The 25,471-nt window shown below is 58.0% G+C and carries 28 protein-coding genes, 2 tRNA genes and 2 pseudogenes; 17 read left to right on the plus strand and 15 right to left on the minus strand.

The genetic code is table 11. The features are described 5' to 3' along the window. Both AC3WKX_RS30625 and AC3WKX_RS30630 read left to right on the plus strand, forming a co-directional pair. Window positions 1–255, plus strand: a 255-nt coding sequence (locus AC3WKX_RS30625; RefSeq protein ID WP_218265372.1) for a hypothetical protein, incomplete at its 5' end; no start/stop codon positions are given. A gap of 300 nt (window positions 256–555) precedes the next feature. Further along, window positions 556–867 (plus strand): hypothetical protein, encoded by a 312-nt coding sequence (locus AC3WKX_RS30630; RefSeq protein WP_102606127.1) that lies wholly within the window; start codon window positions 556–558, stop codon window positions 865–867. Between the two features lie 40 nt (window positions 868–907). Here AC3WKX_RS30630 and AC3WKX_RS30635 read toward each other — a convergent pair whose 3' ends face one another. Next, complete coding sequence (locus tag AC3WKX_RS30635) at window positions 908–1,465, minus strand: hypothetical protein (RefSeq protein WP_102606126.1); 558 nt, start codon at window positions 1,463–1,465, stop codon at window positions 908–910. Between the two features lie 121 nt (window positions 1,466–1,586). Here AC3WKX_RS30635 and AC3WKX_RS30640 point away from each other — a divergent pair, with 121 nt between their 5' ends. Further along, entirely contained in the window at window positions 1,587–2,183 is a 597-nt protein-coding gene (locus AC3WKX_RS30640) for a hypothetical protein (RefSeq protein WP_102606125.1), read from the plus strand. A 96-nt stretch (window positions 2,184–2,279) separates the two neighbouring features. Here the strand turns inward: AC3WKX_RS30640 and AC3WKX_RS30645 are convergent, their stop codons facing one another. Then, window positions 2,280–2,723, minus strand: coding sequence for a hypothetical protein (locus tag AC3WKX_RS30645; protein ID WP_146013737.1), 444 nt, complete (start codon window positions 2,721–2,723; stop codon window positions 2,280–2,282). 62 nt (window positions 2,724–2,785) lie between these two features. Here AC3WKX_RS30645 and AC3WKX_RS30650 point away from each other — a divergent pair, with 62 nt between their 5' ends. Further along, complete coding sequence (locus AC3WKX_RS30650; RefSeq protein ID WP_102606123.1) at window positions 2,786–3,709, plus strand: DNA cytosine methyltransferase; 924 nt, start codon at window positions 2,786–2,788, stop codon at window positions 3,707–3,709. 13 nt (window positions 3,710–3,722) lie between these two features. Here AC3WKX_RS30650 and AC3WKX_RS30655 read toward each other — a convergent pair whose 3' ends face one another. Beyond that, window positions 3,723–4,211 (minus strand): hypothetical protein, encoded by a 489-nt coding sequence (locus tag AC3WKX_RS30655; RefSeq protein WP_102606122.1) that lies wholly within the window; start codon window positions 4,209–4,211, stop codon window positions 3,723–3,725. A gap of 49 nt (window positions 4,212–4,260) precedes the next feature. Between AC3WKX_RS30655 and AC3WKX_RS30660 the strand changes: the two genes are divergently transcribed. Continuing rightward, the gene (locus tag AC3WKX_RS30660) at window positions 4,261–4,587 is read left to right on the plus strand and encodes a DUF4406 domain-containing protein (RefSeq protein ID WP_102606121.1); all 327 of its coding nucleotides are present in this window, start codon (window positions 4,261–4,263) and stop codon (window positions 4,585–4,587) included. A 263-nt stretch (window positions 4,588–4,850) separates the two neighbouring features. Further along, window positions 4,851–5,261: pseudogene (locus AC3WKX_RS30665) on the plus strand (tyrosine-type recombinase/integrase); the annotation flags it as partial. Between the two features lie 80 nt (window positions 5,262–5,341). Here AC3WKX_RS30665 and AC3WKX_RS30670 read toward each other — a convergent pair. Continuing rightward, window positions 5,342–5,428, minus strand: a tRNA-Leu gene (locus AC3WKX_RS30670). 822 nt (window positions 5,429–6,250) lie between these two features. Then, window positions 6,251–6,859 (minus strand): LysE family translocator, encoded by a 609-nt coding sequence (locus AC3WKX_RS30675; protein WP_102606120.1) that lies wholly within the window; start codon window positions 6,857–6,859, stop codon window positions 6,251–6,253. Window positions 6,860–7,070: 211 nt separating this feature from the next. Between AC3WKX_RS30675 and AC3WKX_RS30680 the strand changes: the two genes are divergently transcribed. From AC3WKX_RS30680 to AC3WKX_RS30690, 3 genes are read left to right on the plus strand one after another with little or no spacing between them, the layout of a single operon-like run. Continuing rightward, window positions 7,071–8,210, plus strand: a complete 1,140-nt coding sequence (locus tag AC3WKX_RS30680; protein WP_102368910.1) for a merozoite surface protein 3b — start codon at window positions 7,071–7,073, stop codon at window positions 8,208–8,210. Next, on the plus strand, window positions 8,210–9,397 hold the full coding sequence (locus AC3WKX_RS30685) for a DUF6384 family protein (RefSeq protein WP_008435073.1): 1,188 nt from the start codon (window positions 8,210–8,212) through the stop codon (window positions 9,395–9,397). The genes AC3WKX_RS30680 and AC3WKX_RS30685 overlap by 1 nt, the downstream gene beginning before the upstream one ends. A gap of 4 nt (window positions 9,398–9,401) precedes the next feature. Further along, complete coding sequence (locus AC3WKX_RS30690; RefSeq protein ID WP_102606119.1) at window positions 9,402–10,775, plus strand: coiled-coil domain-containing protein; 1,374 nt, start codon at window positions 9,402–9,404, stop codon at window positions 10,773–10,775. A gap of 34 nt (window positions 10,776–10,809) precedes the next feature. Here the strand turns inward: AC3WKX_RS30690 and AC3WKX_RS30695 are convergent, their stop codons facing one another. Both AC3WKX_RS30695 and AC3WKX_RS30700 read right to left on the minus strand, forming a co-directional pair. Beyond that, window positions 10,810–11,133: a helix-turn-helix domain-containing protein gene (locus tag AC3WKX_RS30695; protein WP_003207700.1), complete on the minus strand. Its 324-nt coding sequence runs from the start codon at window positions 11,131–11,133 to the stop codon at window positions 10,810–10,812. A gap of 80 nt (window positions 11,134–11,213) precedes the next feature. Then, window positions 11,214–11,732 carry a DUF1993 domain-containing protein gene (locus AC3WKX_RS30700; RefSeq protein ID WP_003207698.1) on the minus strand — a complete coding sequence of 173 codons (519 nt, stop codon included), beginning with the start codon at window positions 11,730–11,732 and terminating at the stop codon, window positions 11,214–11,216. Window positions 11,733–11,877: 145 nt separating this feature from the next. Here AC3WKX_RS30700 and AC3WKX_RS30705 point away from each other — a divergent pair, with 145 nt between their 5' ends. The 3 genes from AC3WKX_RS30705 (at window position 11,878) to AC3WKX_RS30715 (ending at window position 13,781) form a co-directional block, all read left to right on the plus strand. Continuing rightward, complete coding sequence (locus tag AC3WKX_RS30705) at window positions 11,878–12,834, plus strand: glycoside hydrolase family 6 protein (protein WP_102606118.1); 957 nt, start codon at window positions 11,878–11,880, stop codon at window positions 12,832–12,834. A 6-nt stretch (window positions 12,835–12,840) separates the two neighbouring features. Then, a complete protein-coding gene (locus AC3WKX_RS30710) occupies window positions 12,841–13,161 on the plus strand; it encodes a hypothetical protein (protein WP_087693939.1) in 321 nt (106 codons plus the stop codon). A gap of 239 nt (window positions 13,162–13,400) precedes the next feature. Further along, entirely contained in the window at window positions 13,401–13,781 is a 381-nt protein-coding gene (locus AC3WKX_RS30715) for a DUF1090 family protein (RefSeq protein ID WP_003207691.1), read from the plus strand. Window positions 13,782–13,881: 100 nt separating this feature from the next. Here the strand turns inward: AC3WKX_RS30715 and AC3WKX_RS30720 are convergent, their stop codons facing one another. Continuing rightward, complete coding sequence (locus AC3WKX_RS30720) at window positions 13,882–14,418, minus strand: Csu type fimbrial protein (protein WP_102606117.1); 537 nt, start codon at window positions 14,416–14,418, stop codon at window positions 13,882–13,884. 265 nt (window positions 14,419–14,683) lie between these two features. After that, the gene (locus AC3WKX_RS30725; protein WP_173883067.1) at window positions 14,684–15,640 is read right to left on the minus strand and encodes a GlxA family transcriptional regulator; all 957 of its coding nucleotides are present in this window, start codon (window positions 15,638–15,640) and stop codon (window positions 14,684–14,686) included. Between the two features lie 173 nt (window positions 15,641–15,813). Here AC3WKX_RS30725 and AC3WKX_RS30730 point away from each other — a divergent pair, with 173 nt between their 5' ends. The 3 genes and pseudogenes from AC3WKX_RS30730 to AC3WKX_RS30740 form a co-directional block, all read left to right on the plus strand. Further along, entirely contained in the window at window positions 15,814–16,746 is a 933-nt protein-coding gene (locus AC3WKX_RS30730) for an alpha/beta fold hydrolase (protein ID WP_256579838.1), read from the plus strand. Window positions 16,747–16,867: 121 nt separating this feature from the next. Beyond that, the gene (locus tag AC3WKX_RS30735) at window positions 16,868–17,206 is read left to right on the plus strand and encodes a hypothetical protein (protein ID WP_008435088.1); all 339 of its coding nucleotides are present in this window, start codon (window positions 16,868–16,870) and stop codon (window positions 17,204–17,206) included. A gap of 28 nt (window positions 17,207–17,234) precedes the next feature. Next, window positions 17,235–17,375 (plus strand): annotated as a pseudogene (locus AC3WKX_RS30740) (DUF159 family protein); the annotation flags it as partial. Between the two features lie 25 nt (window positions 17,376–17,400). Here the strand turns inward: AC3WKX_RS30740 and AC3WKX_RS30745 are convergent. From AC3WKX_RS30745 to pvdQ, 5 genes are all read right to left on the minus strand, one after another. Further along, the gene (locus AC3WKX_RS30745) at window positions 17,401–17,583 is read right to left on the minus strand and encodes a hypothetical protein (RefSeq protein WP_023658797.1); all 183 of its coding nucleotides are present in this window, start codon (window positions 17,581–17,583) and stop codon (window positions 17,401–17,403) included. Beyond that, a complete protein-coding gene (locus AC3WKX_RS30750; protein ID WP_102606116.1) occupies window positions 17,580–18,731 on the minus strand; it encodes a PepSY-associated TM helix domain-containing protein in 1,152 nt (383 codons plus the stop codon). The genes AC3WKX_RS30745 and AC3WKX_RS30750 overlap by 4 nt, the downstream gene beginning before the upstream one ends. Before the next feature lie 69 nt (window positions 18,732–18,800). Further along, window positions 18,801–20,903 (minus strand): TonB-dependent siderophore receptor, encoded by a 2,103-nt coding sequence (locus AC3WKX_RS30755; protein WP_003207678.1) that lies wholly within the window; start codon window positions 20,901–20,903, stop codon window positions 18,801–18,803. A gap of 642 nt (window positions 20,904–21,545) precedes the next feature. Continuing rightward, window positions 21,546–21,619: transfer RNA gene (locus tag AC3WKX_RS30760), tRNA-Cys, on the minus strand. Window positions 21,620–21,833: 214 nt separating this feature from the next. Then, window positions 21,834–24,131, minus strand: a complete 2,298-nt coding sequence (gene pvdQ, locus AC3WKX_RS30765; RefSeq protein ID WP_102606115.1) for a bifunctional acylase PvdQ — start codon at window positions 24,129–24,131, stop codon at window positions 21,834–21,836. Between the two features lie 243 nt (window positions 24,132–24,374). Between pvdQ and AC3WKX_RS30770 the strand changes: the two genes are divergently transcribed. Next, entirely contained in the window at window positions 24,375–24,752 is a 378-nt protein-coding gene (locus tag AC3WKX_RS30770) for a fe2+ zn2+ uptake regulation protein (protein WP_102606114.1), read from the plus strand. Between the two features lies 1 nt (window position 24,753). Here AC3WKX_RS30770 and AC3WKX_RS30775 read toward each other — a convergent pair whose 3' ends face one another. Then, a complete protein-coding gene (locus AC3WKX_RS30775; protein WP_003207574.1) occupies window positions 24,754–24,948 on the minus strand; it encodes a hypothetical protein in 195 nt (64 codons plus the stop codon). A 173-nt stretch (window positions 24,949–25,121) separates the two neighbouring features. Between AC3WKX_RS30775 and AC3WKX_RS30780 the strand changes: the two genes are divergently transcribed. After that, window positions 25,122–25,259 (plus strand): hypothetical protein, encoded by a 138-nt coding sequence (locus AC3WKX_RS30780; protein WP_003207572.1) that lies wholly within the window; start codon window positions 25,122–25,124, stop codon window positions 25,257–25,259. Window positions 25,260–25,471 lie beyond the last annotated feature (212 nt).

Genomic DNA, 25,471 nt, shown 5'->3' on the forward strand with positions numbered 1-25,471 from the left:
GACAATAGCGTAATCAATCAAACCACGCGGGCCAACGGGTCGTTGTTGATCAACAATCCAAGCTCAACACGTTTCGCGATGAACACATTTAATCTTCCGCCTGCATCAGGAGGGTCAATTGTCACCATCGGCAGTGCAACAAAGTGTTCATTGCTCGGCAACATTTCTACGGTGGGTTTTAAAGTGGCGGCTCCCGATGCCACAACCACAGCCCAAACGTTGAATAACATCACGGATGCAAGCTACATCGCCTGACACTCGTACACCATCGAGGAGTGGCATCCCGACATTCAAAAGCACTGAGAAGGCCCATGCCACTACCTCAATATGGTCGATACGGTAACTGGCTGCAATCGCTCATAGCGGTAACCGTTCCTCATATCCGAGCACCGAAAAGACTGGATCCGAGTCAACCCGGATCCAAGTCAATGGCACTACGTAGCCACATAGAAAAATTCATACCTGTTGCCCACGTGAACCGCATCAACAACCAGGTGCGACGCCGGCGGCAGGCATGGCTTGATTTGCCAGCACATGAAATCGAAGAGGTAGGCCATGGCCAAGGACAACGCGCAGATCCAGCGAGACAAGCGCGCGAAAGAGAAGGCGCTGCTCGAGCGGATCGGCGCCGAGAAGCGAACGCTGATTGTCTCGAAAGCGCTCGATGATGCGCTTCAAGTGCTGGGCCAGCGGCATGACTTTGAGGAATGGCAGGAAACGGTATCAACCCTCCTGATCAATCTGGCAGCAGCGACCGCCGATGAGTCGGCCAGATTCGCCACTATGTCGCGACCTGGTTTCGAGATAACAGAAAAGCAGTCGCGACAGCTTGAAGAGTTCAGTAAGACCGGCTTCGAACCAGCATAACCCACCCTACTCGCTGCATCCGGTAACGGAAGATGGACAGCTATTCCCCGTGAATTTCTTCTGATGTAGGTCTGGGTGCCCCCGTCGCGGCAGCCAAATCGCAGACTTTTACCGCGACAATCAGGTGATCTTGAATCTCAGAGAGCATCACAATCCATCTCTTGCGATGAATCTCACGCCCCTCGACAATGCTCCAAGAGTGATGCGAAAGCATCGCGTTAGCGTCACTAGTAAATGTCTGAATCAGACCTAACGCCCTTGCTGCTCGTTTTGCTGCGTGATTGTCCAAATGAAGTAGAGGATACAAGTCCTCTATGGTAATCGCCTTGGCCATCACGTCGAGTTCCTGAATACCAAACAAAACGCTTAGGTACTGATCAGGAGGGTCTTCATTATTGACGGCAAAACAAAGAAAAAGATAAGACACCTTTCGCTCAAGAGCTGATATTGGACTGAGCATCTTGGCGGCCACCAACTGAGCTCGATCGGTTTCAATCCGGCTACTTGCCCTCATTGATTGAACGGAAAACCACAAGGCAACACCTACCGCTGCCAACGTGCCAATAGCCGAGAGCGCCTCCCACACTGATCCAGCCATATCCTTACTCCTTTTCGAGTGGGGCGCACGTGACGCACTCCTTCGCCGAAGACACATACCCCAACCCCAACCAAATTGCCACCACCGGTCACGGAGGGCGGCGCCTGACTGGAGACTAACCATGGGCAAGGACACCAAGATTCTGATCCCGGAAATTCCCGGCGAGTGGACCGAGCGCACGCGCAGCGGTTCGAAGTGCATCTGGAATGACGGCTGGCACGGAAAGCCCCACCGCAATGGCCTGCCTTATGTAGAACTCACCGCCCCCGAGAAAGGGCTGTACGCAGAGCGCATCGATGGTGCTTGGTATTGGGTGTCTGGCTGTGCCAAATGCACCGGCAGCGGCGAGCGTTACAGCTACAGCGTCTGCGACATGCACGACGTTTGCCGCCTGTGCAGCACTCACCGCTCGAAGCTCACGGAAACACCGTGGGGCCATCCTGACGGCTTCACCTGCAAACCTTGCCAGGACGCAGAAGACGCCGTTGCGAAAGCCGCCGCGCTGGCCAAGGTCGCCGAGACCGACTATGACGAGTGGGATTATCGCAGCCAGGACGAATGCAAATGCCCGCATTGCGCCACGGTCATCCACATCGAGTCTGAAGATTACGGCGACAAGAACATGACCTGCGACACCTGCGGCGGCGAGTTCGAACTTGTCACCGAGTACACAATTCAGTTCACCACCAAGGTTATTGGCGAACGTCTCACCGCTTGATCCGGCTCCATGCCGGTCACCCGTAATACCCCATATCAACTAATCACGCCAGTCAGCAACAGTGGAATGCAGGTCACGAAGAACACTTAACTTTAATTAGTTTCGATTGATCTTATCTGCGGATTCAATACTTTTCCTAATGCTTTCAGCAGTCACTACGGAGGCCATGGACATGGACAGACACGCTATCGCTACCAACCCAATTCCTACAAAAAGCTCTTTAGCGAGCATTTTTTCTGCAGATACGGCCATATAAATTCCAATGAGAGCCAATACCTGAAAGCTGACACCTCGAATGAGGACATAAGTCGCGGTCCCCATAGCCTTCATTCGTAAGTACTCACTGTGCGCCAACTCTTCAATCTTGCCCTGCTGTGCTTGTTTTCTCCTATCGGAGGAACTCCTCCATTTCTCAGATATCTTGCCCAGGCCGGTATCGATCCACCCCTTGGCGTAAGAGGAAAAAAAGTTAATTGCTATCCCAACGACCACCACTGAGACCCACCACGACGGATCCGCGAAAAAAGTCATTACACCCACGTCTGAAATCCAGTTCGATAAAAGACAAAAGATACCAATTCGCCATCACAAAGGAAAATAACATGCTCACAGCTATCGATTTATTTGCCGGTTTCGGCGGATGGACTGCTGGCGGAAAGGCAGCAGGCCTCAATGTTCTATGGGCTGCAAACCACTGGCCCGCGGCCGTGGAGTGGCACACCAGGAACAACCCGGAAACGCAGCATGTGTGCCAGGACCTACACCAGGCTGATTGGTCTCAGGTGCCAAAGCATGACGTGATGCTGGCCTCTCCGTGCTGCCAGGGCCACACCAAGGCGCGCGGCAAGGCGTCAGGCAACCCGCAGCACGACAACTCGCGCTCAACGGCCTGGGCACCGGTGGCAAATGCAGAAGTCAACAGACCCGACTTCGCCATCATCGAAAACGTGCCGGAGTTCATGGACTGGATTCTCTACCCGGCCTGGGCCGACGCGATGCAGCACCTGGGTTACTCGCTGGCTCCGCACATCGTGGACTGCGCCGACCTCGGCGTTCCTCAACACCGGGTCCGCCTCTTCATGGTCTGCTCCCGTAGCAAGGCTCCGCTCCACCTGCAGCTCCAGCAGCATCAGCATGTGGCAGCCAGCGAGATCATCGACTTCGACGCCGGCAAGTGGTCGCCGATCATCAAGCCAGGTCGTGCCGAATCGACGCTGACCCGCGTGAAGAATGGCCGGGAACGGTTCGGCGAGCGATTCGTGATGCCCTATTACGGCTCAGGGTCGGGCCTCACCGGCCGGAGCCTGGACCGCCCGATCGGCACCATCACCACTCTGGACCGATGGGCCGTGGTCGACGGTGACCGGATGCGCATGATCACTGCCGATGAGGCCATGGCCGCGCAATCCTTCCCGAAAGACACGCAGCGCCCGGACAACCACCGGCTAACCATGCACATGACTGGCAACGCGGTACCGCCGTTGGCCGGACAGCGAATCCTCGAAGCTCTGAAGGTCGCAGCTTAATTGGCCGTCTTTATCACATCGCTGGTCTAGCAGCGTCCATCAGACTTTGCCGATTTTCAACGTAGCCAGTCAAAAACTCAGAGCGCTTTGCCTTCATGGTCGCGGTAGCAGCCCTTACAGCCTCAGCGCTTTCTGCAGATGCTAGCTGGTCATATGAGCGGGCCAAACACATGACCGTATATGCAAGCTCCCGATTCAAAAACGGCTGCAGCACCGCGGACTCTATATTCACCTTCTCAGCGATAACCCGAATCTTTTCCATTTCAAATTGCGGGTCTTGAGTAAGCCTATCCAACTGCTCAATCGCTGAGAAAAAAGCAGCTGACCTTTCTGCTTGCTGTGTCATTAGGGCAAGCGAACTTGAGGCATTCACGCTGAGCCTCGCCTGTTGCATTTGTAGCTGAGACGTATGAATCAAAGTCCGTCGATTCACAACAGAAACAGCGATCGTGCCTAGCAAAGCAAGTACCGAACCAACAAAAGCAATCCAAGAGCCATCCATTCCTTTATCGCCTCGCGCAGTGATTTAGCTTCCATCGAGAGATATTTGCATGCCTAACGAGAAACGCCAAACGATCTACTTCAGCGGCCCCATTACCGGCCTACCCGGCCTCAACTTCGCCGCCTTCCACGCCATGACCACCAACCTGCGCGCCGGCGGCCACACCGTCACCAACCCCGCCGAACTCAACCCTGACGGCGGCACTTGGAACGACTGCATGCGCCGAGACATTGCCGCCCTTATGGACTGCGACACCGTGACCACCCTGCCCGGCTGGGAGCATTCAAAGGGTGCCCGCCTGGAAGTCCTGATCGCCGAACGCCTCGGCATGACGGTTGTGAATGCCCATGATCTAGTAACGAGGGAAGCTGTATGAGCGGAGTAGATCGATTCACGCGACAGGGTGTTGGTGCGTCTGACCGAGCGGGATTTTGGGTCCACGCCAGCGACTTCAATCAGAAGATGACGCAGGCGCAGGATCGGGAAGCCTATCTACAGGATCAGATCGAGAAGTGGACGGCGCTCCACGGCGAGCATTTCAAGCGCGCGGAGATCCTGAAGCTGGAGCGTGACGCCCTGCAACAGCGCCTGACCGCAGCGGATGAGCGGATCGATGAATTGACTCAGGAGCGCGATAGGCTGCACTCGTATGAGCGCGATATCAGGGAAGATCGCCTGGCTGTGCAGCAAGGAAAAACCAAAGCCAAGCGACGAATTGAGATCGTTGGGGAGTTGAAGGTTGTGATCGACCGAATACTGGCCAGGAAAAACAGCCATAAAATCCGTTCCAGCAAGCTCATCGTAATGGACAACGGGCAGCCCATGACCAGCAGTATGTTACGGGGGAGATTTGATGCTGCGAGAGAAGCTGCCGGCGTAAAAAAGGCAGACTTTCAGATGCGGGACCTGCGCGCAAAGGCTGGTACCGATAAGGCGGAATCAAGCGGAGATATTCTGCAAGCCAGAGATCAGCTTGGGCACACAACCGTGGTGATGACAGAGAACTACATCCGCAAACGCATCGGCAAAAAAGTTACGCCGACGAAGTGAATTGCGGAAAGGAGAAGAATATTGCGGAAAAAAACAAAGAGCCAGCCAAGTCCTAAAACCCCGCAAACCCTTGAATATGATGGTGCCCGAAGCCGGAATCGAACCGGCACGCCCTTACGAGCGGGGGATTTTAAGTCCCATGCGTCTACCAGTTTCGCCATTCGGGCGGTAGCGCTATGCAGCAGGCCAAGCAGCGTTAAAAGCCCTTGAGCGTTGCAGCAGGCTAGGGAATATATAGATCCAGCCCCCTCGATGCAAGGTCGGGTGCGGGCTTTTTCAAACAATCAAGCGGCGCCCTGGCAAACAAAAAAGCTTGCCAGATCAGTCATCTACAGATTTTGCAGGCGGGAGTGGGCAATGGCGATACCGACCGCTTCACCAGGTGCCGCACCCGTGCCCCACGTGCATCAGGAAAAATAAGTCATTACCGCAATAACCACTGAAACCCAAACCAGGGTCATCAAAAACGACAGCGCAGCCAATGTCTTGCCCATTTGCCTACTCGCCCCGATGAAATCACTTCAAGGAACCCTCCCAGCGCCGCTTGAGAATAGCCACGCACGACGCAGTTCGCCTTCAACCTCCCACGAAAATCGTGGATACGATACTCCACGCAAAAGGTTAGTTCCTTCAGCAGTCCCGCCCACAAGTTACTGAGCCGCTGTTTATTCCCTGATACCCCAAAATGATCATCCCCGGCTTTCCTGCTCCTGCGGCGCTCCGGCCCATCTGATACGCTTTTTTCTTCTGCATCTGCCCCTGTATCGAAAACCGCCCTGCCCTGACAATACTCCCACTCCCGACACGCCCGTGGAGCCCGGCAGGAACCGTCCTGCCGGCCCGTTCATTTCGGAGGCCTTATGGCTAAGATGGCATTTTTCCTGTTCGGTTTTCTTGCGCTGACCATCGCAATTGGTCTGCTGGCCACCATCTCACCGGTCTAGGATCCATGGCCTGCTGACGCAACCCGCTGGAGGTCAGAGGGCGTGTCAGCCGGCAAAAAACATCGGATACAACGACAGCACCAACAGCCCCGCCATCGACCAGTTGAACACCCGCAACCAGCGTGGCTCGCGCAGTACATTGCGCAAGCCGCTGCCACAGCCGGCCCATACGCAAACGCTGGGCAGGTTTACCAAGGCAAACACGGCGGCAATCAACAGCACGTTGGTGACATAACCCTCGGCAGGCGTGTAGGTGGTGATCGCGCCCAATGCCATGACCCAGGCCTTGGGGTTGACCCACTGGAAGGCCGCCGCGCCAAGAAACGTCATGGGTTTGCGCTTGTCATCGGTGTCATCGGACATCGCACTGGAGGTTGCAATCTTCCAGGCGAGGTACAGCAAATACGCCGCCCCCACATAACGCAATACGGTGTAGGCCCACGGCAACGCCTTGAACACTTCTCCCAGGCCCAGGCCCACGGCGATCACCAACAACATGAAGCCAATGCTGATGCCCAGTGCATGGGGGATCGAGCGAATAAAACCGAAGTTCACCCCGGACGCCAGCAACATGGTGTTATTGGGACCTGGGGTGATTGAGGACACAAAGGCGAACAGCGCGAAGGCTGAAAGCAGGCTTGAAGAGATGAGCATGGCGCGACATCCGAACGAGTACTGTGGCCGTGACAGTAGAACGTTGCGCCAGCCTGCGCCCCGTACAGCTACGGGTAGATACGGTCATACACTTCGCCAGGCTCGCCAATAAGCGCCCTCCAACCAAACTGCCATTGGTTTGCCTTCATTGATCGGTATACTTGCGCCCTTCTCTGCACACTGTGCTGAACACATCCTGAAAGGACACTCGATGAGCAACTACCTCGACCGCGCGCTGACGGGCCTGCGGACCCTGGGCATCAATCTTCTGCAGCCGGTTCCAGATGCACCGGTACTGGTATTGCTGGACCGCGTGGCCCAGTACGACACCGCCAAAGTCACCGCTATCGCTGCCGTGCTGCAACAGTCGACCACCTTCAACAGCGTGGTTCGCGAGCAGATTGCCGGCATGGATATCTCCACACGCTTCATGGACATCACCCAGAGCTTCACCTCAATCCGCGAAGACGCGGCCGCCATGGCCGGCTGGATGGATGACGGGCGCCTGGATACGCTGGAGAAGCTCAAGCTGAGCTGGATGAACCTGCGTCGTGGCTCGATCCCCAGCCGCTTCAGCGAGATCCGTGAAAACTACCTGCAGGTGTGCAAGTCGGCCAATGACCAGATCTCCCGGGAAACGGTGATTCTGGAAGCCTACCTGGACTTCCGCATGGCCATGAAAGCGGCCGAGGTCGATGCCCAACAAGTGCTCGCCCTGGCCGGCCAGGTCCTGGAGCAGCGTACCCAGGCGTTAAACGAGGCCAACGCCCAAGTCACGGCTGCCGAAACCCTGGCGCCGGCCGAACGCGCGGCCTTGGAATTGCGCCGTGACGAAGCCGTACGCGCGCTGCAGGACGAAGACAAGCGCTACCAGATCGTCAAGGACATCGCCGATGACCTGAAGGTCGGCTACAACACGGCCGAAATGGTCTTCGCCCGGATCAACCAGGTGCATGTGATCAAGGAGCGCCAGTACCAGCGCATGGTCTCGTTCTTCTCTACCAACGAAGTGGTGTTGACCGGCCTCGCGGTGTCGTTCACCAGCAACAGTGGACTGGCCGAAGCCACCAACACGCTGAACGCCACCACCGACGGCATCAGCAAGGGCCTTGAAGCCCTGGGCAGCACCGGCAACACCCAATTGGAAGCAGCGGTCAAGGCCAGCTATGGCTCCACCATCAAGGTCGACTCGGTGCGCGCCCTGGCCGACGCCACCCTGAGTTTCCAGACGGACATGCACGGCCTGACGGAAACCTACCGCGCTGAATCCAGCAACGCATCCCGTGACATCGCCGAAGCCGTCGAAGAGGCCAAACGCAAGTTCGCCGCATTGCTGACCAAGGCCGCTTGATGAGCGACATTCTTCTCTCCGAGCAACTCGGCGCGATGGCGCTGGTGGATCAACTGCGCCACCAGCAGATGGCGGTGGAAAAGGACTTGAGCCTGCCCCAACGCCGCGCAGAAGTGGCGGCGCGCATCCGCGAGTATTACCAGAACAACGGCATTCAATTTACCGAAGCGCAGATCGATCAGGGCGTGCGCGAATTCTTTTCCAAACGCCTGGTGTTCGAGGCCCCGGAACTGAGTGCGCTTGACCGCTTCTGGAGCAAAGTATTGCTCAGGCGGCATCGCGGCATACTCGTCATCCAGCTCATTGCGGTCACCTTGCTGGTGGTGCAATGCAGCCGGGTGATGGTCGCCAGACATGAGATCCAAGAGGCTCAAAGAGCGGCCATCGCCGTCGAGACGAACGCGGCACAAAAACAATCAGACATCGCCCACCTGAAGGCTCGGCTGAGCGCCGTGCAGCAGGACCCGGCCTATATTGAGGGCGGCGACCTGTTCAGTGCCCTGCCCCGCCTGAATACCAAGGCCGAACATGCCCTGGCCATGGTCGATACCTCCGGGGTCGATTACGCCAGTGAGCAGATCGGCGTGCTGGAGGCGTTTTTAGCCAAGGTCAAGGCAGTCCAGCCGATGACCGACCAGCTCAACGAGTTGACCCGCAAAGTCGCCGACATTCACCTGCCCGCCGCCGACAGTAAAGCGACGCGGGGCATGCAGGCCGAACTGGTCATGATCAAAGACCTCATCGGGAAATTCGAGATCGAAAAAGCCGGCGGCCAACTCAGGGCCCTGCGTGCCAACACCGAACTGATCCCCAAGGAGGTGACCATTCGGGTTGTCGACCGGCCCGGCACGCCGTCCGGTGTCGAGCGCTGCTACGACAAGGCGCTGTGTAATTCCAATCCTGGTTCGACCCAGGGCAAGAGCTGGTATTTGGTTGTCGAAGCCGTCGACCTGTCGGACAGACCGGTTCTACTGCCCACCGTCAGCAGTGAGACCGGCACCGGCGCGTGGGCCAGCCAGTTCGCTGTGCGGGTACCGCAGGCCGAATACCTGAAGGTCAAGGCCGACAAACTCGACGACGGCCACCTGACCAACCGTGTAGTCGGCCGCAAGCCAGCCGGCAGGATGGAAGTCACCTACTTGAGCCAACGGACCACCGACCCGCTCGAAACGATATTGGAGTGGTGAAGACATGACGCCTGACACCCTGATCGGCATCACCGAACGTAACTCCCGCAACGCCGAGCTGAGGATTCGCACTGCCGAGCAGCACCTGTCTGAACTGCTCGGCGAGCAACTGGCGCTGGAGCAGGACATTACCCAGCGCCTGGGTAAAATCGCGGCCCTGCACCTGGACCAGGGCAACACGCAGAACGAGCAAGTCGTCGCCGCCCTGAACCTGCGCCAACAGTCCCAGGACCTGCTCCACCAGCAACTGCGCGACGCTGAGCAGACCGTGGCCCAGGCGCTGGCGGGCAAGGAAAAACTGCAAGCGCGAGCCGACACCCTCGACCAGCAAGCCCGGCAATCCCTGGAACAAAACCCCGACTACGCCCGCCAGGTCGAGCAACTGGACCTGGCCCAGGCCGCCCACCGAGAACACGTCAGCGGTTATGAAGACTTGCGCCAGGAGTGCGCACTGAAGCGTCCGACCTTTGATACCAACCTGGTCTACGTCTACCTGCGCGGACACGCCTTCGGCACCGACCAATACCGGCGCAACCGCCTGAACCGCTGGATGGACAACTGGCTGGCGACCAAGGTGAACTACCTCGCCAACCGCAAGAACGAGCTGAGCCTGATCGCCCTTGGTGAGCGAAACGAGGCCTTGCAGGCCGAGCGCATCGCCCTGATCAGCACCTTGAGTGCCAGCGTCGATGCGCAACTGGCTCAGGCACGTGACCAGTTGGGACAGGCCGCAATTCAACCCGAGCTCGACACCCTGCAACGCGTAGTCGACAACGCCAAGCGCCAGGCCAATGCCATCCAGGAAAAACTCGGCAGCTACTCACGCAACGAAGACCCGCAGTACCAGCGCGCACGCCAGTTGCTCACTGACCAGTTGAAAACCCGCAGCATCGGCGAATTGATCGACCTGGCCAGCCACACCCCGGACGACGCCGACGACCTGATCGTCGAGCAACTGCAAACCCTGAACCTGCGCTTGAAAGCGGTGGTACAGCAACTGGCGGATACCCAGGAAGAGGCCGTGGTACACCAGAACAGCTACCAGCGTGCCAAAGACCTGGAGCGCAAAGTTCGCAACGATGCGTTTACCGGCCGCGATGTTTATTTTGACCTGTCGACTGACTTCGAGCGTCTGGTAGAGAGCTACATGACTCAGGGTGCAACCCTTGGCCAGGTTGTGGATGTGCTTGGCCGGGGCCTTAAAATCGTGCGCCGTAGTCAGGTAGCGGCAGGGGCGACGCGAGGCTATGTCAGCGCATCGATCAGCCCTGTCGTCCTTGGCGTCGCCACCGTCGAAAGCAGCAATAACAACACGGCCAGCTTTTCGACGTCAGGCAGTACAGGCGGCGGCAGCTTCAGGACGACCGACAGCTTCTAGCCTGGCGCGAAGCAAATCCGGGACTTCCTCGTTGCTAGCTGTCAGACAACGAGGAAGTGATCTGCGCAATCGCATCCTGATCCAGCCCGTCCAGCGTGCGGTAGTGGTTGATGATCAATGTCTCCTTGTCACTCAGGGTGGCCTGGTTGATAACCGCCCTTTCCCCCGTCAACACGTAAAGCACGTCCACGCCTTTATGCCGGATGGCAATCAGGTAGTCGGACTTGGGCGCCCGCGCGCCACTTTCGTAGTGCACCTGAGCATTCGCACCCACACCGCCAATCGCACCAAACTCCTGTTGGGAGAGCCCCAGGATCTTGCGTTCCTCTTTCAGGCGGATGCCGAGTTTATCGTCCATGGCGGGTACCTCAATAAACGTGTTTAACACCCACCATACGCTTAGGCGCAGGAGCGGGGTCTATTCATTCGGGTGGCTACCTATTGCGTGCGCACGAAGGCGAACATATGCGGCACGTAATCGGCCTTGCCGAGCGGCACACCGTTATGGCGAAGGATGTTATAGACGGTCATCAGGTGAAAATAGAACTGTGGAATGGCCCAATTGACCGCGTATTCGTAGGCAGTCATGTCGAAAATAGTACCGTCGGGAAGTTCTATCGAGATAGCGCGCTCGCTGCTGTCGATGAGTTCGCGATCTGCCGAGGCAAGGGCTTGCAGGGTTTGCTCGATCAACCCACGCGCCTCGCTCAGGGTTGCGGGTGTGCTCAGAACCGGCAGCGGTTGATGGGTGAGACGCTGGACCGATTCCTGGGCCTGGGTGCACGCAAACCGGATTTGCGTTGCGAGGGTGTGCATGTCGGGCGCCAGCCGCGCGCTCAGCAGGTTTCGCGGGTCATAGCCCAACTCGCCGGCATGCGCCTCGCCTTTGGACAAAAGCCCCTTGAGCGAGCGCAACATCTGCGCAAAGCAAGGGACGGTGATTACATAGGTCGACATCGTTCTTCCTTGACTGGATGCTGAGCGTGGGAGCATGCCATGGGCACGGTCTGCGCGGCTAGCCGGCAAGCTTCATGCAGCTTCACGTGACGTCAGCGGCGAGCCGACTTACCTTGGCCACCCGCCCCTCTTACTGGTATAGAGCGTGCTAAAGATCGCCACCCTTGCCGCCGGCTTTATCTGCCTGTCGATGCTGCCTGCTGCCCAGGCGAGTGATGGGTTCTACGTCAACCCGCAGTCCACCGCCGCACAGTGGGTCCAGCAGCACCCCGATACGCCTGCCACTGCAAGCATCCGCTCAACCATTGCCGAGGTGCCCAGTGCCCTGTGGCTGACCGGCACCAGCCAGGCCATAGGAACGCTGGCCGAGCGCGTCAATCGCTATGTAACCGCTGCCGCCAGCGCTGATAAAACACCGATTTTGGTGGCCTATAACCTGCCCCACCGCGACTGCAGCGGTGGCGCATCGAAGGGTGGCGCACCGGCAGCGGCGGAGTACCAGGGCTGGATAGACCAACTGATCAAAGGCATTGGAGACCAGCCGGCGCTGGTTATCTTGGAGCCGGACGCACTGGCAGACCTGCAGTGCCTGGACAAAGACAAGCGCGCCGAGCGGCTGGGGCTAATCAATTACGCCGTATCGGGGTTCAACCAGCGCGCACGCCATGTCGATGTTTATCTGGACGCTGGCAATCCAGGCTGGAAATCCCCAGGCGCCATGGCCGATGCGTTGAATGCAGCCGGGGTGAAACAGATTCGGGGGTTTGCCCTGAATATCGCCAACTTCTACACCCTCGCCCAGGTGCGCAGTTATGGTGATGCCATCAATGCCAGGTTGTTAAGCGAATACGCCTATACAAGAGCCGTGGCGGTGGATACCAGCCGCAACGGCAATGGTGCGAATCCTGGAGACTGGTGCAACCCGGTGGGGCGCAGACTGGGCATGCCACCGCAAGTGCTTTCGCCACGGTTGGTTGCCCTATGGATCAAACTCCCGGGCAATTCGGACGGTGCGTCTTCGACGAAAACCGATTGTCATGAAGGCCCGGCGGCAGGCACCTTCAGTGCCGAACTGGCACTTCGCCTGATTGATGGACACTAACGGCGAATGAGCCTTGCATCACCTGGACTCATTGCTCAGGATAGCGCTCTTGAGCTGAACATCGGCAGGGAAGCAGCAGGTTACCGAGGCCGACAACACATGACACTCCATGAAGATAGCCCGCTGCACATAGAGGTGTGCCAGCGCCAGAAACACCTCTGGTTCTGGCTCCCAATTGGTCTTTTGATGGTTTTCTTGACGGTTACCTCGACGATTTTCCTGGGTACAAATCCGCCGGAATGGATGTTTGTCGCACTCAACTTTGGCTGGGCAATCGTCGCGCTGACACTGCTGGTGAAGCTATCGGGTGTTTGTTGCGCCAAGTGAAGCACCCAGGCGTTTCAGCTTGCATCGCGCATCACTCGGGCTCGTGCCCTCACCTTGATACGTCGTCAATGCCAGACAAACAACGTGAAACAACTCACATTTATGGAGTTTCACGGTTGAAGGTCAAAATTTGACCAAATATATTTCGCCCCACCCGAGCGCTCACCTCTATACGGATATTGTTCTGCGCCTGCTCGGGCCCCCGGAGATGCGCAGGCAATAAAACATTGAGGTTTGCCATGCGTCTTTCCAAACTCGCCCCAGCCGCCGCCCTGTTCAGCCTGTTCACTTTGCCCGCCCACGCCGCCGACCTGTCTGCCCTCACCGGTGCCCTGTCATCTGCCTTGGGGGGTGCCGGCAACAGCAACAACACCGTCAACGCCAATAGTGCCTCCTGCCAGCAACAGATCCGCGACCTGCAGACCAATATCAATGCGGCCAATGCCAAGGGCGATACGTTGCGCGCGACCGCGTTCCAGGCAGCACTGACACAAACCAACAAGAGCTGCAGCAACAGCACCTACAACACCCAGGCACAAGTGGACACTAACCCTCAGCGCCAGCAAAACGTGAACAAGGCTGCGGATGCGATCAACGCAATTGGCGGCTTGTTCAAGTAAGTCGGGCTGCCCGGCAGAAAGCCCGCGCTTGCGGGCTTTTTTCTGCATCGCACTGTCCAGGTAAATCAGTCCCCTTTACCCCAGGCGACACGCCTCATAATCAAAACGTCAGCGTGACGGCAATTGTGTCGGTGTAAGTACCGGCAGGCAAACCCACCTTGCCCGGTGATTTACCGTAAATGCTCACCGTTTGCGCAACCCCGGTGCTGGCCGCGAGATTGATAGTGCCGTTGTTGGCAAGAATTTGCGTGTGGGCGGCGTCGGTGTAGATGTCATAGGGCGCAAAGTGGCCGGCACCGTCTGCCAGGGCACGCGTTCCACCGGTGGATTTGCCATCATTGGCGCCGGACGTGATGGTCAATACCGGCGAAGTACCCGCCGAGCATTGAATAGACAAAGGCGCCCCGCCGCCGCCCAGCACTTGCCCATCAGCCTCGGTATACAGGGTGTTGGCGGTACCAAAGTTCAACGCACCGAAATTCAAGCCTGTAGTGCCTCCCACGCCGTTGACCAGGCAACTGTTGATCAATATCAGCGACGCACTGATTTGCCCGGTGACGGTGGTCGCGGCCTGGGAGCCGGACACCCAGGCCAGTGTCGTCAACGCCAGTAAGACTCTTGAGATAAGTCCATTCATGAAGCTCTCCTTATGACTTGCCAACCCAGCGCGCCGGTTCAGGTCCCTGAGGTGAACCCTTGACACTTGTACAAGGATGGCCGCTGCGTAGAAGGTTAGTCAGTCAAAAGGAAACTGCCAGCCCGAGGCCAAATCGCTTTCACTTGCGGAAGGTTGCCTGGAGAATTTTTCGGCCTTGTACCCGCAGGAATCACTGGCCAGTCTTTGCCTGGTCGCTGCACATCAGCAATCGGGTGTGGAAACCCGGAAATTACAGGTACCTCCCCTATCGATGATAAGCCTTCCGGTAAGTTGTGGGGCTCACGCCCACGATCGAGAAAAAGTGCTGACGTAACGACAGGCTTGTACCAAACCCGCAAGCGTCAGCGATCGACTCGACGCTATGGTCGGTGGTTTCAAGTTGCAGTTGGACGGCCTTGATTCGCTCATTCGTGAGCCACTTTCCAAACGTCGAGCCGGTCAGTTGCTTGAAGTGCCGGGTGAAACTGCGTCGACTCATCGCCAGCCTCGTCGCCACTTGATCGATTGACAACGGTTGTTCCAGGTTTGCCCGAAGCCAGTCCAGCAACTGGCCGAGACGCTGGTCGCTTGCGCCTTGAGGAACAGGCTGGCTGATGAACTGGGCCTGGCCTCCGTCGCGATGGGGGGAAACCAGCAGTTGACGCGCCAACGCGTTGGCAACCCCCCGCCCGTAGATCCGCCTGACGATATGAATACAGCAATCGAGCCCCGCGGCCACGCCTGCAGAGGTCAGGATTTGCTGCGCCTCGACATAGAGCACTTTGGGGTCCACTTCAATGCGTGGGAAATCTCGCGCCAGATGCGCCGCCCACGCCCAGTGCGTGGTTGCCCGCTTGTCGCACAGCAGGCCCGCATGGGCAAGCACGAACGCCCCCAGGCACAGGCCGACCACCAGCGCGCCCCGTTCATGGGCTGCCTGAAGCGTTTCGAGGAGTGCGCTCGGCGGCCTTTCGGTGACGTCCCGCCAGCTGGGAATGATGACAATGTCAGCTCCTGCAACCTGGTCCAAACCATGGTCACAGTGGATCGCGAAACCGGCGTTGGTAACCAGCGCCCCTTCTTCACCCGCACACACCACCAATTCGAACCAGGGCGAATCCCCCACTCGGCGATCTTTACCAAATACGAGGCACGGCACAGAAAGGTGAAAGGGGCTGATGCCGTTAAAGGCGATGACTGCAACTTTCACACTTTTATTCATAGGGCGAGCCTGATCGAGATTGGCCCGATTCTAATGAAAAATGGTCATTGGGCCAATGGTGTGAGTTCCCGGATGCGTTCACTCTGATCGCAGCTGCATTTCACCGGGAAATGCGCAAATCAGAGCTCAGGGCCTCAATGAACATCGCCACCTTTTGCACGCTGGGAGCACTTATGACCACTCTTTCGATGACCGCACCGGCACACGCCAGCGAACCGGTGCCGTCCGTCCCCTATACCAGCGAGTCCACTGGCTATCATTGGTCCAGTGTGGACGGCGTGAGGGTTTTTTATCGCGAGGCCGGCCCCAGGGACGCGCCGACCCTGGTGCTGCTCCATGGCTACCCTTCGTCCTCGCGCATTTGGGACTCGCTGATCCCGCTGCTTGCTGACCGGTATCACGTGATCGCCCCCGACTACCCCGGGTTCGGCAGAAGCGACGCGCCCTCGGCCGCGACCTACACCTACACGTTTGACCATCTGGCCGACACCATGAGCAAGCTGCTCACGCAGTTGCAAATCCATGAATACACCCTGTTTATGCAGGACTACGGCGGCCCGGTAGGCTTTCGGATGATCCTCAACGCGCCGCAAAAACTGCACGGCATCATCATCCAGAACGCCAATGCGTATGACGAAGGCCTGGGTGCCAAGTGGGCGAACATCGCCAAGTACTGGAAGGCTCCCACCGAACATCCCGAACAAGTCGATGGGTTCACGGGGTACGAAGGCACGAAGCAGCGCCACTTGGGCACCAGCCCTCATCCCGAGCGTTACAACCCTGATGCCTGGGAGGACGAGTTTGCCGCCTTATCCCGTCCGGGCCAGCGGGCGATACAGTCGGCGTTGTTGCTGGACTACCAGAACAACGTGGCCTCTTACCCAAAATGGCAGCAATGGTTGAAAGACAATCAACCGCCGATGTTGGTCATGTGGGGAAAATACGACCCGTCGTTCATTGTGCCGGGAGCCATGCGCTACAAGGATGATGTGCCGGGTGCCGAGGTTCATATTCTGGACGCGGGGCATTTCGCGCTCGATGAAAAAACCGAGCAGATCGCCAGCCTGACGCGTCAGTTCATGGCGCGTATCACCGCCGGTAAATAGTAAAGAGTGGGAGGCCCGCGCCCGACTGATCGTCGGGTAACCCTGCAGTTCGTCGCCTCAAGCATTCCACTTCACCCAATCTCGAATACTGTATACACATACAGCACTCGAAATACCTCCTATGAATATCGACGAAGACACCTGCGGGTGGCTTGGCATCCCCACGCCTCTCGAAATGCACAAACAACATGCCCGGCTGCTCGAGAACGAGATCCAGGAACTGAACCTGCAACTGCGTAAGGCCCGGGCGGATATCTTCGGCCTGGTCGCGATGCTGACAGAAGCACAGGCAAAGAACGAAGAGTTTGCCGGATACCTCAGGCTGCGCGGTGCCGAAGCTGCAGCGATGAGGAAGCAGATCGCCAACCTCACCACTTCAGATCGACTCAGCACGCGCGAGGCCGAGAGGCTGCGCAGTGTGCTGAACGAACTGATGTCTCACCCGAAAACCATTGTCTAAGCTCAGGTTTCAGGTTGAGGGCTTGGCCATGTGCGGAAGATTTTCCCAGTACAGCGGCATTCACGACTTCGTCGCGGCGCTGAGCATGCCCAATGCCCTGGCGAACTCCGTGGGTGAGTTGCCGCTGGGAGAAAATCGACCTGCAACCGAGTGGAAGCTGACGCTGTTGATGACGGCGCTGAGGATCGCGCCAATCATCGTTTGGCTGAACGCAAACGCAGCCAAACCACCCCGACCAGCCCCAACGGCACCCCCAGGCTGAGCCATGAAAGCAGGTCATAGACGCCGTCACCGATCAGCGCCGAGAGCAATCCGAACAGGCTTAAAACAAAGAGCAACAGCGGCCAGCGAAAGATCATCCACAGTCCGCGCCTCATGATCGGCCCCCCATTTCCGGCCCGCTGGCATGCAATTCATCCAAGCGTTTTTGCAACGGTACCTTGCGACGGCTCAGCCACAGGTAGAGCCCACTGCCGAGGATGACGATGCTGATGAGATCGAGCAGCGTCCAGATGATCTTCAGCGGCACACCACCGTAATCACCAAAATGCAGCGGCTGCGAAACCAGCAAGGTTTTCACGTACAACGGCATCTCACGCATGTCGGTCAGCTCGCCGGTACTCGCATCCACCAGGGCCGGCTTGAGCAATCGCGCAGTGAGCGGCGTGGTGCCGCGCATGAACACTGCGTAATGGTGCTGGCTGCTGAACTGAGTACCGGGAAAGGCGATGAAGCTGGGCTCCATGCCTGGCGCCGCCTTACGCGCGGTATCCAGCGCTTTTTGCAACGACCCGAGGCGCTCCAGCGGCGGCGCATCCTTGTAGGGCGCGGTCATCTGCGCCAACTGGTCACTCTGCCAAAAGTCGAAAATGGGCAATGCCAGCGTATTGATCACGCCTGTCAGCCCCACCACCAACACCCAGGCGAGGGTGACGATGCCGAGCACGTTATGCAGGTCCAGCCACTTCAAGCGTGAACTGCGCCCGTTGCGCACGGTGGCAAAGTCCAGCTTGCGCATGAACGGTGTGTACACCACCACGCCGGACACCAGCGCCGCGACCAACAGCAGCCCCATGAAACCGAGAAACAGATAACCGGGCAACCCCATGAATAAATCGGTATGCAGGCGCAACATAAGGTTCATGAACCCATCGTCTGGCGGTACCGCAGGAAATAACTCGCCAGTGCGTGTATCGAACGACTGCGAATGCCCCTCGATCGGTGGCGGCATAATGCTCGTTGCCGTGTACACCGTACCGAGCGGACTTTCCGGATCGAAACCGACAAAACGCACGACCTCCCCCGGCTGCGCCACCAATGCACTGGCAATGACGGTGTCGTAGTCGATTCGTGGTGTATCGGCGGTCAGCGGGCGCAGGGGCGGCGGCGGCTCGAAGTAGTGCTCAATCTCTTCATGAAAGATCAGTGGCAGCCCCGTCAGGCACAGCAACAACAGGAAAACGGTAGCGATCAGGCTGGTCCATTTGTGGACCAGAAACCAGATACGCAAGGTGCGTGCAGTCATGCTCGGTGGTTTTCCTTAAAGCGCCAGGCTCGCCGCGCGTCACGGGGCACAGCGAGCCCCCAGGCGGTATCAGTATTTCCAGGTAACAGACGCTACCAGGTTACGCGGGGCGCCGTAGCTGGCGGTCGTGGCACTGTTGTACAGCGATAGCAGGTATTTGCGATCGGTGACGTTGTTCAGGTTCAGCGACGTGCTCCAGTTGCTGTCGATGTCATAGCTGGCCATGAAATCGAGCAACGCGTAGGCGTTCTGGTGGATGGCACTGTTCGTGTCGTTTTCCACTGCACTCTGCCAGCTTACCCGTGTACCGATCTTGGCTTGGGGCAAACTTGGCAAGCGATAGGTGAGCATGCCGCGCACGCTATGAGTTGGCACATACTTACGGGCCTTGTCGCCATCGTCGTTGTCGATGCGCACGTAGGTATACCCGGCGAGCACGTCCAGGCCGGGTAGCGCTTCGCCAGAGGCTTGCAGCTCTACTCCGTGACTCTTGTAATCCATGGGGTCGTAAACGGACCGGCCACCCACCAGGCCGACATACTCCGCGACATTCTGCTGTTCGGTCTTGAACGCCGCGGCGGTGACGTTGAGGCGGTCATCCAGCAAGCTGCCCTTCACACCGGCTTCCATGCTTTTGCCTTCAAGCGGAGCAAGCAGTTTGCCGTCCCTGCCCAGGTTGTACTGAGCGCTGTAGATTTTCGTCCAGCTGCCATACACGCTCCACTGCTTGTCCAGGTCGTAGACCAGGCCGGTGTAAGGCGTCACCTTGCCATGTGCGCGGGTGTAGTAGTCGGAACCATAGCTGTCGCCGGAAGCGTCCAGGCTGATCATCCGCGCGCCGGCGATCCAGTGAAGATCATCGGCCAGACTGAATCGGGCACCGGCGTACACGCTTTTCTGAGTGTCCGTGAAATTCTGCGTATTGGCGTCGCTGGTAAACAGGAACGACGGATGCGCCAGATTGCCCGCCAGCACATCCGAGAATGAAACGTCGTAGTAGCCATCTGCAGCCGCATCGTATTCCCGGGCCTTCTGATGGGTGCGGCCATAGGCGGCACCGAGGGTCAACTCATGCTCTCGGCCAAACAGGCTGAACGGGCCGGAGACCTTGGCCTCGCCCAGCAACTGATGAGCCTCGCTGGTGGTATTGGCGGCAAACACTGAGGCGTCATCACCGCTGACCCCGGCGACATACATCATGTTGGTGTCTTGCTTTTCGGTGATGCCCGTAGCGGTGACCGTAGCGTTCCAGCCGTTGCCAAAATCATGCTTGAGCTCAGCGAATGTGCGCTGGGTACGCAGGTTCCAATAGGTCCACGGCTGGCCGATGCTGGAGCTGCGGCTGCCATAGTGAATGGCGTTGCCATCGTTATCCACCAACGGCAAGTTACCCCAGGTGCTGCCGTTTGAATTGCTGTCGTGCTGGGAGAAACCCACGGTTACGGTGTCGGCATCGGACACATCGAACGCCAACAACCCGGCAGCGACGTTGCGCTCATGGCTGTATCGATCCATCCACGAGTTGCCCTTGTCGTGGGAGTAAATGAAGCGGCCGCGTACGTTGCCGGTATCCGTCAACGGCCCGGAAACGTCCACGTCCACACGACGGCCATCCCATGAGCTGACGCTGGTATCGATTTGCGCCTGGAAGGTCTCGGTCGGACGTTTGCGTACGAAATTGACCGTGGCCGACGGGTTGCCAGCCCCGCTCATCAAACCATTGGCGCCATGCAGGATGTCGATCTGCTCGAACTCGGCCAAGTCCTGATCACCGACCAATACGGTTCCCACGAAGGGCATGCCCACGCCATCGTATTCAAAGTTGTTGATATCGAAGCCGCGCGAGGTGAATTCCGTACGATCGGTTTCGGTTTGCTCCACGGTCACCGAGGGCGCAGCACGCAGCGCATCCTTGATGCCCGTGATCTTGAAGTCATCCAGGGCTTGCCGAGTGATGGTGGTCACGGCCTGCGGGGTTTCCTTGTCCGTCAAGCCCAGACGGGTAGTGCTGGACGACGGGTTGCTTTTGTAGCCCACGGTTGGACCGTCAATAGGTTCACTACTCGCTTCGATCTGGGTAGTCGGCAACGTCAAGTCTTCGGTGGCGTGAACGAGGGACGCAGCGCTGCAAGCGCCAGCAAGCAACAGACTGGCAGAAAAGTGATGTTTCAAAACGAGGATTCCTACGACGAGTGGGTCAAGCGCGTTAACATTTCGAGAATGCTAATAGGAATCTAACTCAATTACCAAGTTATGTCGGACATTTTTTTCACATTTCGAAACATTTACCGTCGGGTACATTTGGCTACATTTTGGCGTTTCAAAATGAGGAGGTGCGGAACACTGAAGATTCGCCCTTGAGGAGGTTTCGGCCGCGGCTCAGGCCGCGAGATTGAATGAGGGCGACTGATTCTGCACCGAGTGGCTCCGACTCCACATCGAGCCATGTACTACCCAGTAGATTCGTCGGGAGCTGAAGCTGATGAAGCGCGAAGGCCTGTCAGCAACCTCACTCCAGTAAGCACTCATCCGCACACTCCTTTTTATGGACACAAGGATATTGACATGCCTCAGAAAGGAGATTCAAGAACAGCGTCTGACCGAGATTGGCTGGGGAGCCAGGGCGCTGGTACCCTAGTCGTGGAAGGAATTGCCGGGGTCAATTCATGGACGCCGACCGAAGACCGCAAAGAAGATTGATGCCTGCGTTGGAGCTATCGCTAAACGACAAAATGGAAAAGATCCGGGTGGCGGTTCTTTTTTTCGAGCTCAATAAAAAACCCCGTAGACGTTAATCTACGGGGTTTCTAAGAGTGGAGGCCGAGGTCGGAATCGAACCGGCGTAGGCGGATTTGCAATCCGCTGCATAACCATTTTGCTACTCGGCCTCAAACGATCAATGCCTTACAACCGACATTCACCGCATACAAACTTGAGTGGGCTATGTGAAGCTTGCCTCTACTCTATCTCATTGAAAACATTGAAGTTTTTAATGCTTCAGTGCGTTCGATGGGCGCAATTATGTACTCATTTGCCAGGGCTTGCAACCCCTTGATTTCAAAAAATATTCTCTCAAGGGGCAGGCATTCCTGGTGGGCTACCCTACCGCCCGGCTTCTTCCTTGTCACGGATAACCTGCAATTGATACTGCGGGTCCGCCTTGATCTGCTGTTCGGTAAACGGCAGCGGGCTGAGTTTTTTCTCGGAAAACGCCTGGGTCTGGTCCTTGAAGTATTTCGACGCGGGGTCGCTGGACAAGGAGAATGCCAGCACACCTTCGGCATTGGGCCCCTTCTCGTCGAACGTCACGATCTGCAGGTAACTGCTGCCGCTGACTACCTCGCGCTTGCCATCGGCCCGAGGCACGCTTTGCATGGCGTTATAAACGCCCAGCTCTTGCGGGCCGCCGTGGATCGGTGTCTGGCCCGAGACCTGAATATCACCCCAGCGGCTGTCCGCCGTCAGCCCGCGCTTGGCCACGTCGGCGGCTGACGCGAGCATCGCTTCATGCAGCGCCTTGGCCACGTTTGCCCGATCGACCGCCAGCCCACGTGGTGTGGTCAGGGGTTGTGCCGGATCGAAACCCACCTTCCACGCGTCCGGCGCTTGCGCCAGTTGCTCCGCCAGGTTGATGAAGTGCACCAGGCCCAGGCCGCTGTCGAGGTTGGCGCGCTGGTCCCAGTTTTTCAGGCTGTCGCACGCCGATTTCACGCTGGCATCGGCACCCGCGCAGAACTTCAGCAAGTCCGGCATCACCTGGCTGGCAAGATACACCTGGTTGTCCATGACCATATTCTGCAGGTCGGCGACCTTGATCGGTTGCTTGTCGAGCTCCTGCAAGCGTTGCAAGGCAAAGCGCGCACGCGGGCCCAAGCCGATCTTGTCCTGGCTGATAACGGGCGAGAACCCGGTCAAGGGTGCCTTGGGGTTGACCAGCCAGGCCGAGTCATTGGAGTGCTGCACGTAGTCGGTGCGCTCCAGTTGCGGCAGTTGCTCGGCGGGGAAGATCCCGGTCTGGGCGGCACGCGGGTCCACGTCCCAGGCGCAGGCGCTGCGAGAGCCGTCGAGCATGATGAATTGCAGCCCGACCCGTGGGTCACTGCACTGTGCGAGTTTTTTCGCGCTGACGTTCGGCACCACCGACAGGTTCATGTACAGGCTTTGACCCTGGTCATCCGCTGCCACCGTGTTGACCCACGGGATACCCTGCAGGGTGTGTACCGAGGTTTGCAGTTCCTTGAGGTTCGCTGCGCGGTTCATCGCGTACCACTGTTGCAGCACACGGTCGTTGCCCAGGTTGGCATCCCGCAGGCTGAAGGCATATTTGGCGTCCCAGTCGAGTTTGCCCGGCCATTGCACGATGGGGCCGAACTGCGAGCTGTAGACCGTGCGGGACTGTTCCCGGGTACCGCCGTCGGCAGTTTTTACCGCTACCTTGATCGTGGTTTTATCCATGGGCACGGACTTGCCGTCCAGCAAATAGCGAGTCGGGTCCTTGGGGTCCAGAGTCAGGCGATACAGGGTGAAGTGCTTGGACGTATCAACGGTGTGCGTCCACGCAACGTGCTGGTTGAAGCCGATATTGATCACCGGCAGGCCCGGCAACGCAGCGCCCATCACATCCAGCTGGCCGGGGATGGTCAGGTGCATCTCGTAGAAACGCATGCCGCCCACCCACGGAAAATGCGGGTTGGCCAGCAGCATGCCGCGGCCGTTGAACGAACGGTCACGCCCCACCGCCACCGCGTTGCTGCCACGGTCCAGGGCGAAACGTTGCTGGTTGGCCGCCGCGACCTCAAACGCCTTGCTGTCCACCTGGCCGACGGTGTTGGGCGGCGTGGCCCCCACCAGGGCCTCGGCAAATTGCCCGACGCCACCTTCCACCAGCAGCCGGCGGGTCAGCTTGACCAGATCTTCGGCCGTGATCGGCCGTACCCAGGCCGCCTGGCACTGCGCCGGCAAACCCTGGGCAGTGCGCTCCTTGAGGTAGTGGTTGTAACCGGCAACATACCCTTCAATGCGCTGCTGCATCGCCGGGGGCTGGGCCTTCCAGAATGCCGCAACCGCCTGGGGAGTGTTCAGCCAGGTGAAGAACACGTCGTTGGCAAGGTTGTTACGCCCTTCCAGGGTCGCCTGCTCGGGACCAAAGTACCTGGCACGCTCGCCATTGACCGTTACCACCTCATTGGCCAGCAGGCACAGGTTGTCCTGGGCATAGGCATAACCGATGCCGAACCCCAGCCCACGCTCATCGTTGGCCCGGATATGCGGGACACCAAAGCTGGTGCGACGGATCTCGGCGGTGGCCTGTTGCTCCTGCACCCGCGCCGTGGCCGAAAGACTCAGCCCCAGCAACGCCCCTGCCACACACATCCTGAACAACCCGTTGGAAATAATCACGCAGACTCCACAGCCAAATTAAACACCGCGACGAGGGACAGCTTCGCCAACACCTCAGTTAAGACGTAAATACCGGGAATAATTTTAGCAGCCGCAGGCGTTTATTCGGACAGGTCGGTATGTCTCCAGGATGTTACCGACAAAATTTCTACATCCCCCGCTTCATGATTTGTGCAGCTCGTACGTCTTATTAACTAAGAGCGCCATCATTTTCCTGATCAGGCTCTGATAAGGAGTTTCTGCATGTACAACTCGCAACTGCCCACGGAAGGACACTCAGCCATGCATGACGGAGGTTTTGCCACCGGCAACCAGACGTTCGGCAAGGCGCCGGAACACGGCAACCAGCGTATTCGTCATTTGCTCAAATGCTTTGGCCTGCGCACCAGCCTGATCCGGCTGAAGGTCATCGACGCCCTGCTGACCGCCGCCGACAACCAGCGCACCCTCGGCGTGCGCGGCGTGCACAGCCATTTGCTGGAGCTGGGCATCCCGTTGTCGTTTCTCAGCGTGCGTGAGGTGCTCAAGCGCCTGTGCACCGAAGGCGTGATCACCCTGAACGCCGACAAGAGCTACAGCCTGCACGAGCAGGCTGCCAAAGTCCTGGAAGGCCGGGCCTGACTCAAAGGTTGGGCTTGACCTTGCGACGCATCACACCGTTGATCACCACCACGGTTACCGCTACCGCAATCGCGATGTACTGGAACGTCTTTTCGCTGATGACCCCGTTGTTCTGCAAGTAGGACAGGCCAAACATCGTCCCCAGCACCAGCAGGGAGATCAGAATCGAGTATTTCAAACGTTGCTTTTGGGTCATGACAGGTTCCTGAAGCTAAAAAATTGTGTCCACTTTGTATCGACTACCACACCAAGCACATACCTGTTAGCGGGGATGGATTGGGGTCGGCGGGGTCTCATGTTACAGGCGATGAAAAACTTTGGCTTGCCCAACGCCTGATTGAACCTGAGAGCACCCTAGAGGATTTTGAAATGCTTCGTCGAATCACACTGCTGATTCCCTTGCTGATCATGTTGAGCATGAGCGGCTGCATTATTTTCCCCCACGGCGGCGGCGGTTGGCATGACCATCGCTACAGCGAAGGCGGACCGGGGTATTACCATCGCTGATCGGTCATCCGTACATTTTCTGACATCTTGAACACTTTACAGGCGGAGCCATTCCCCCTGCTTCCGACACTCAGCAAGAGCGTCCAGGAAGCAGGGAGGTTTTCCTGAAAGGCGCATTCCTGAATGAGCGTGCCTAAAGGTGTTCACGATGATAGTCAGCAACTCGGTTCCTTCCTCCACTGCATACCCACCACCGCCCCCTCCTCCGATAC

The organism is Pseudomonas sp. GP01-A4 (assembly GCF_058780865.1).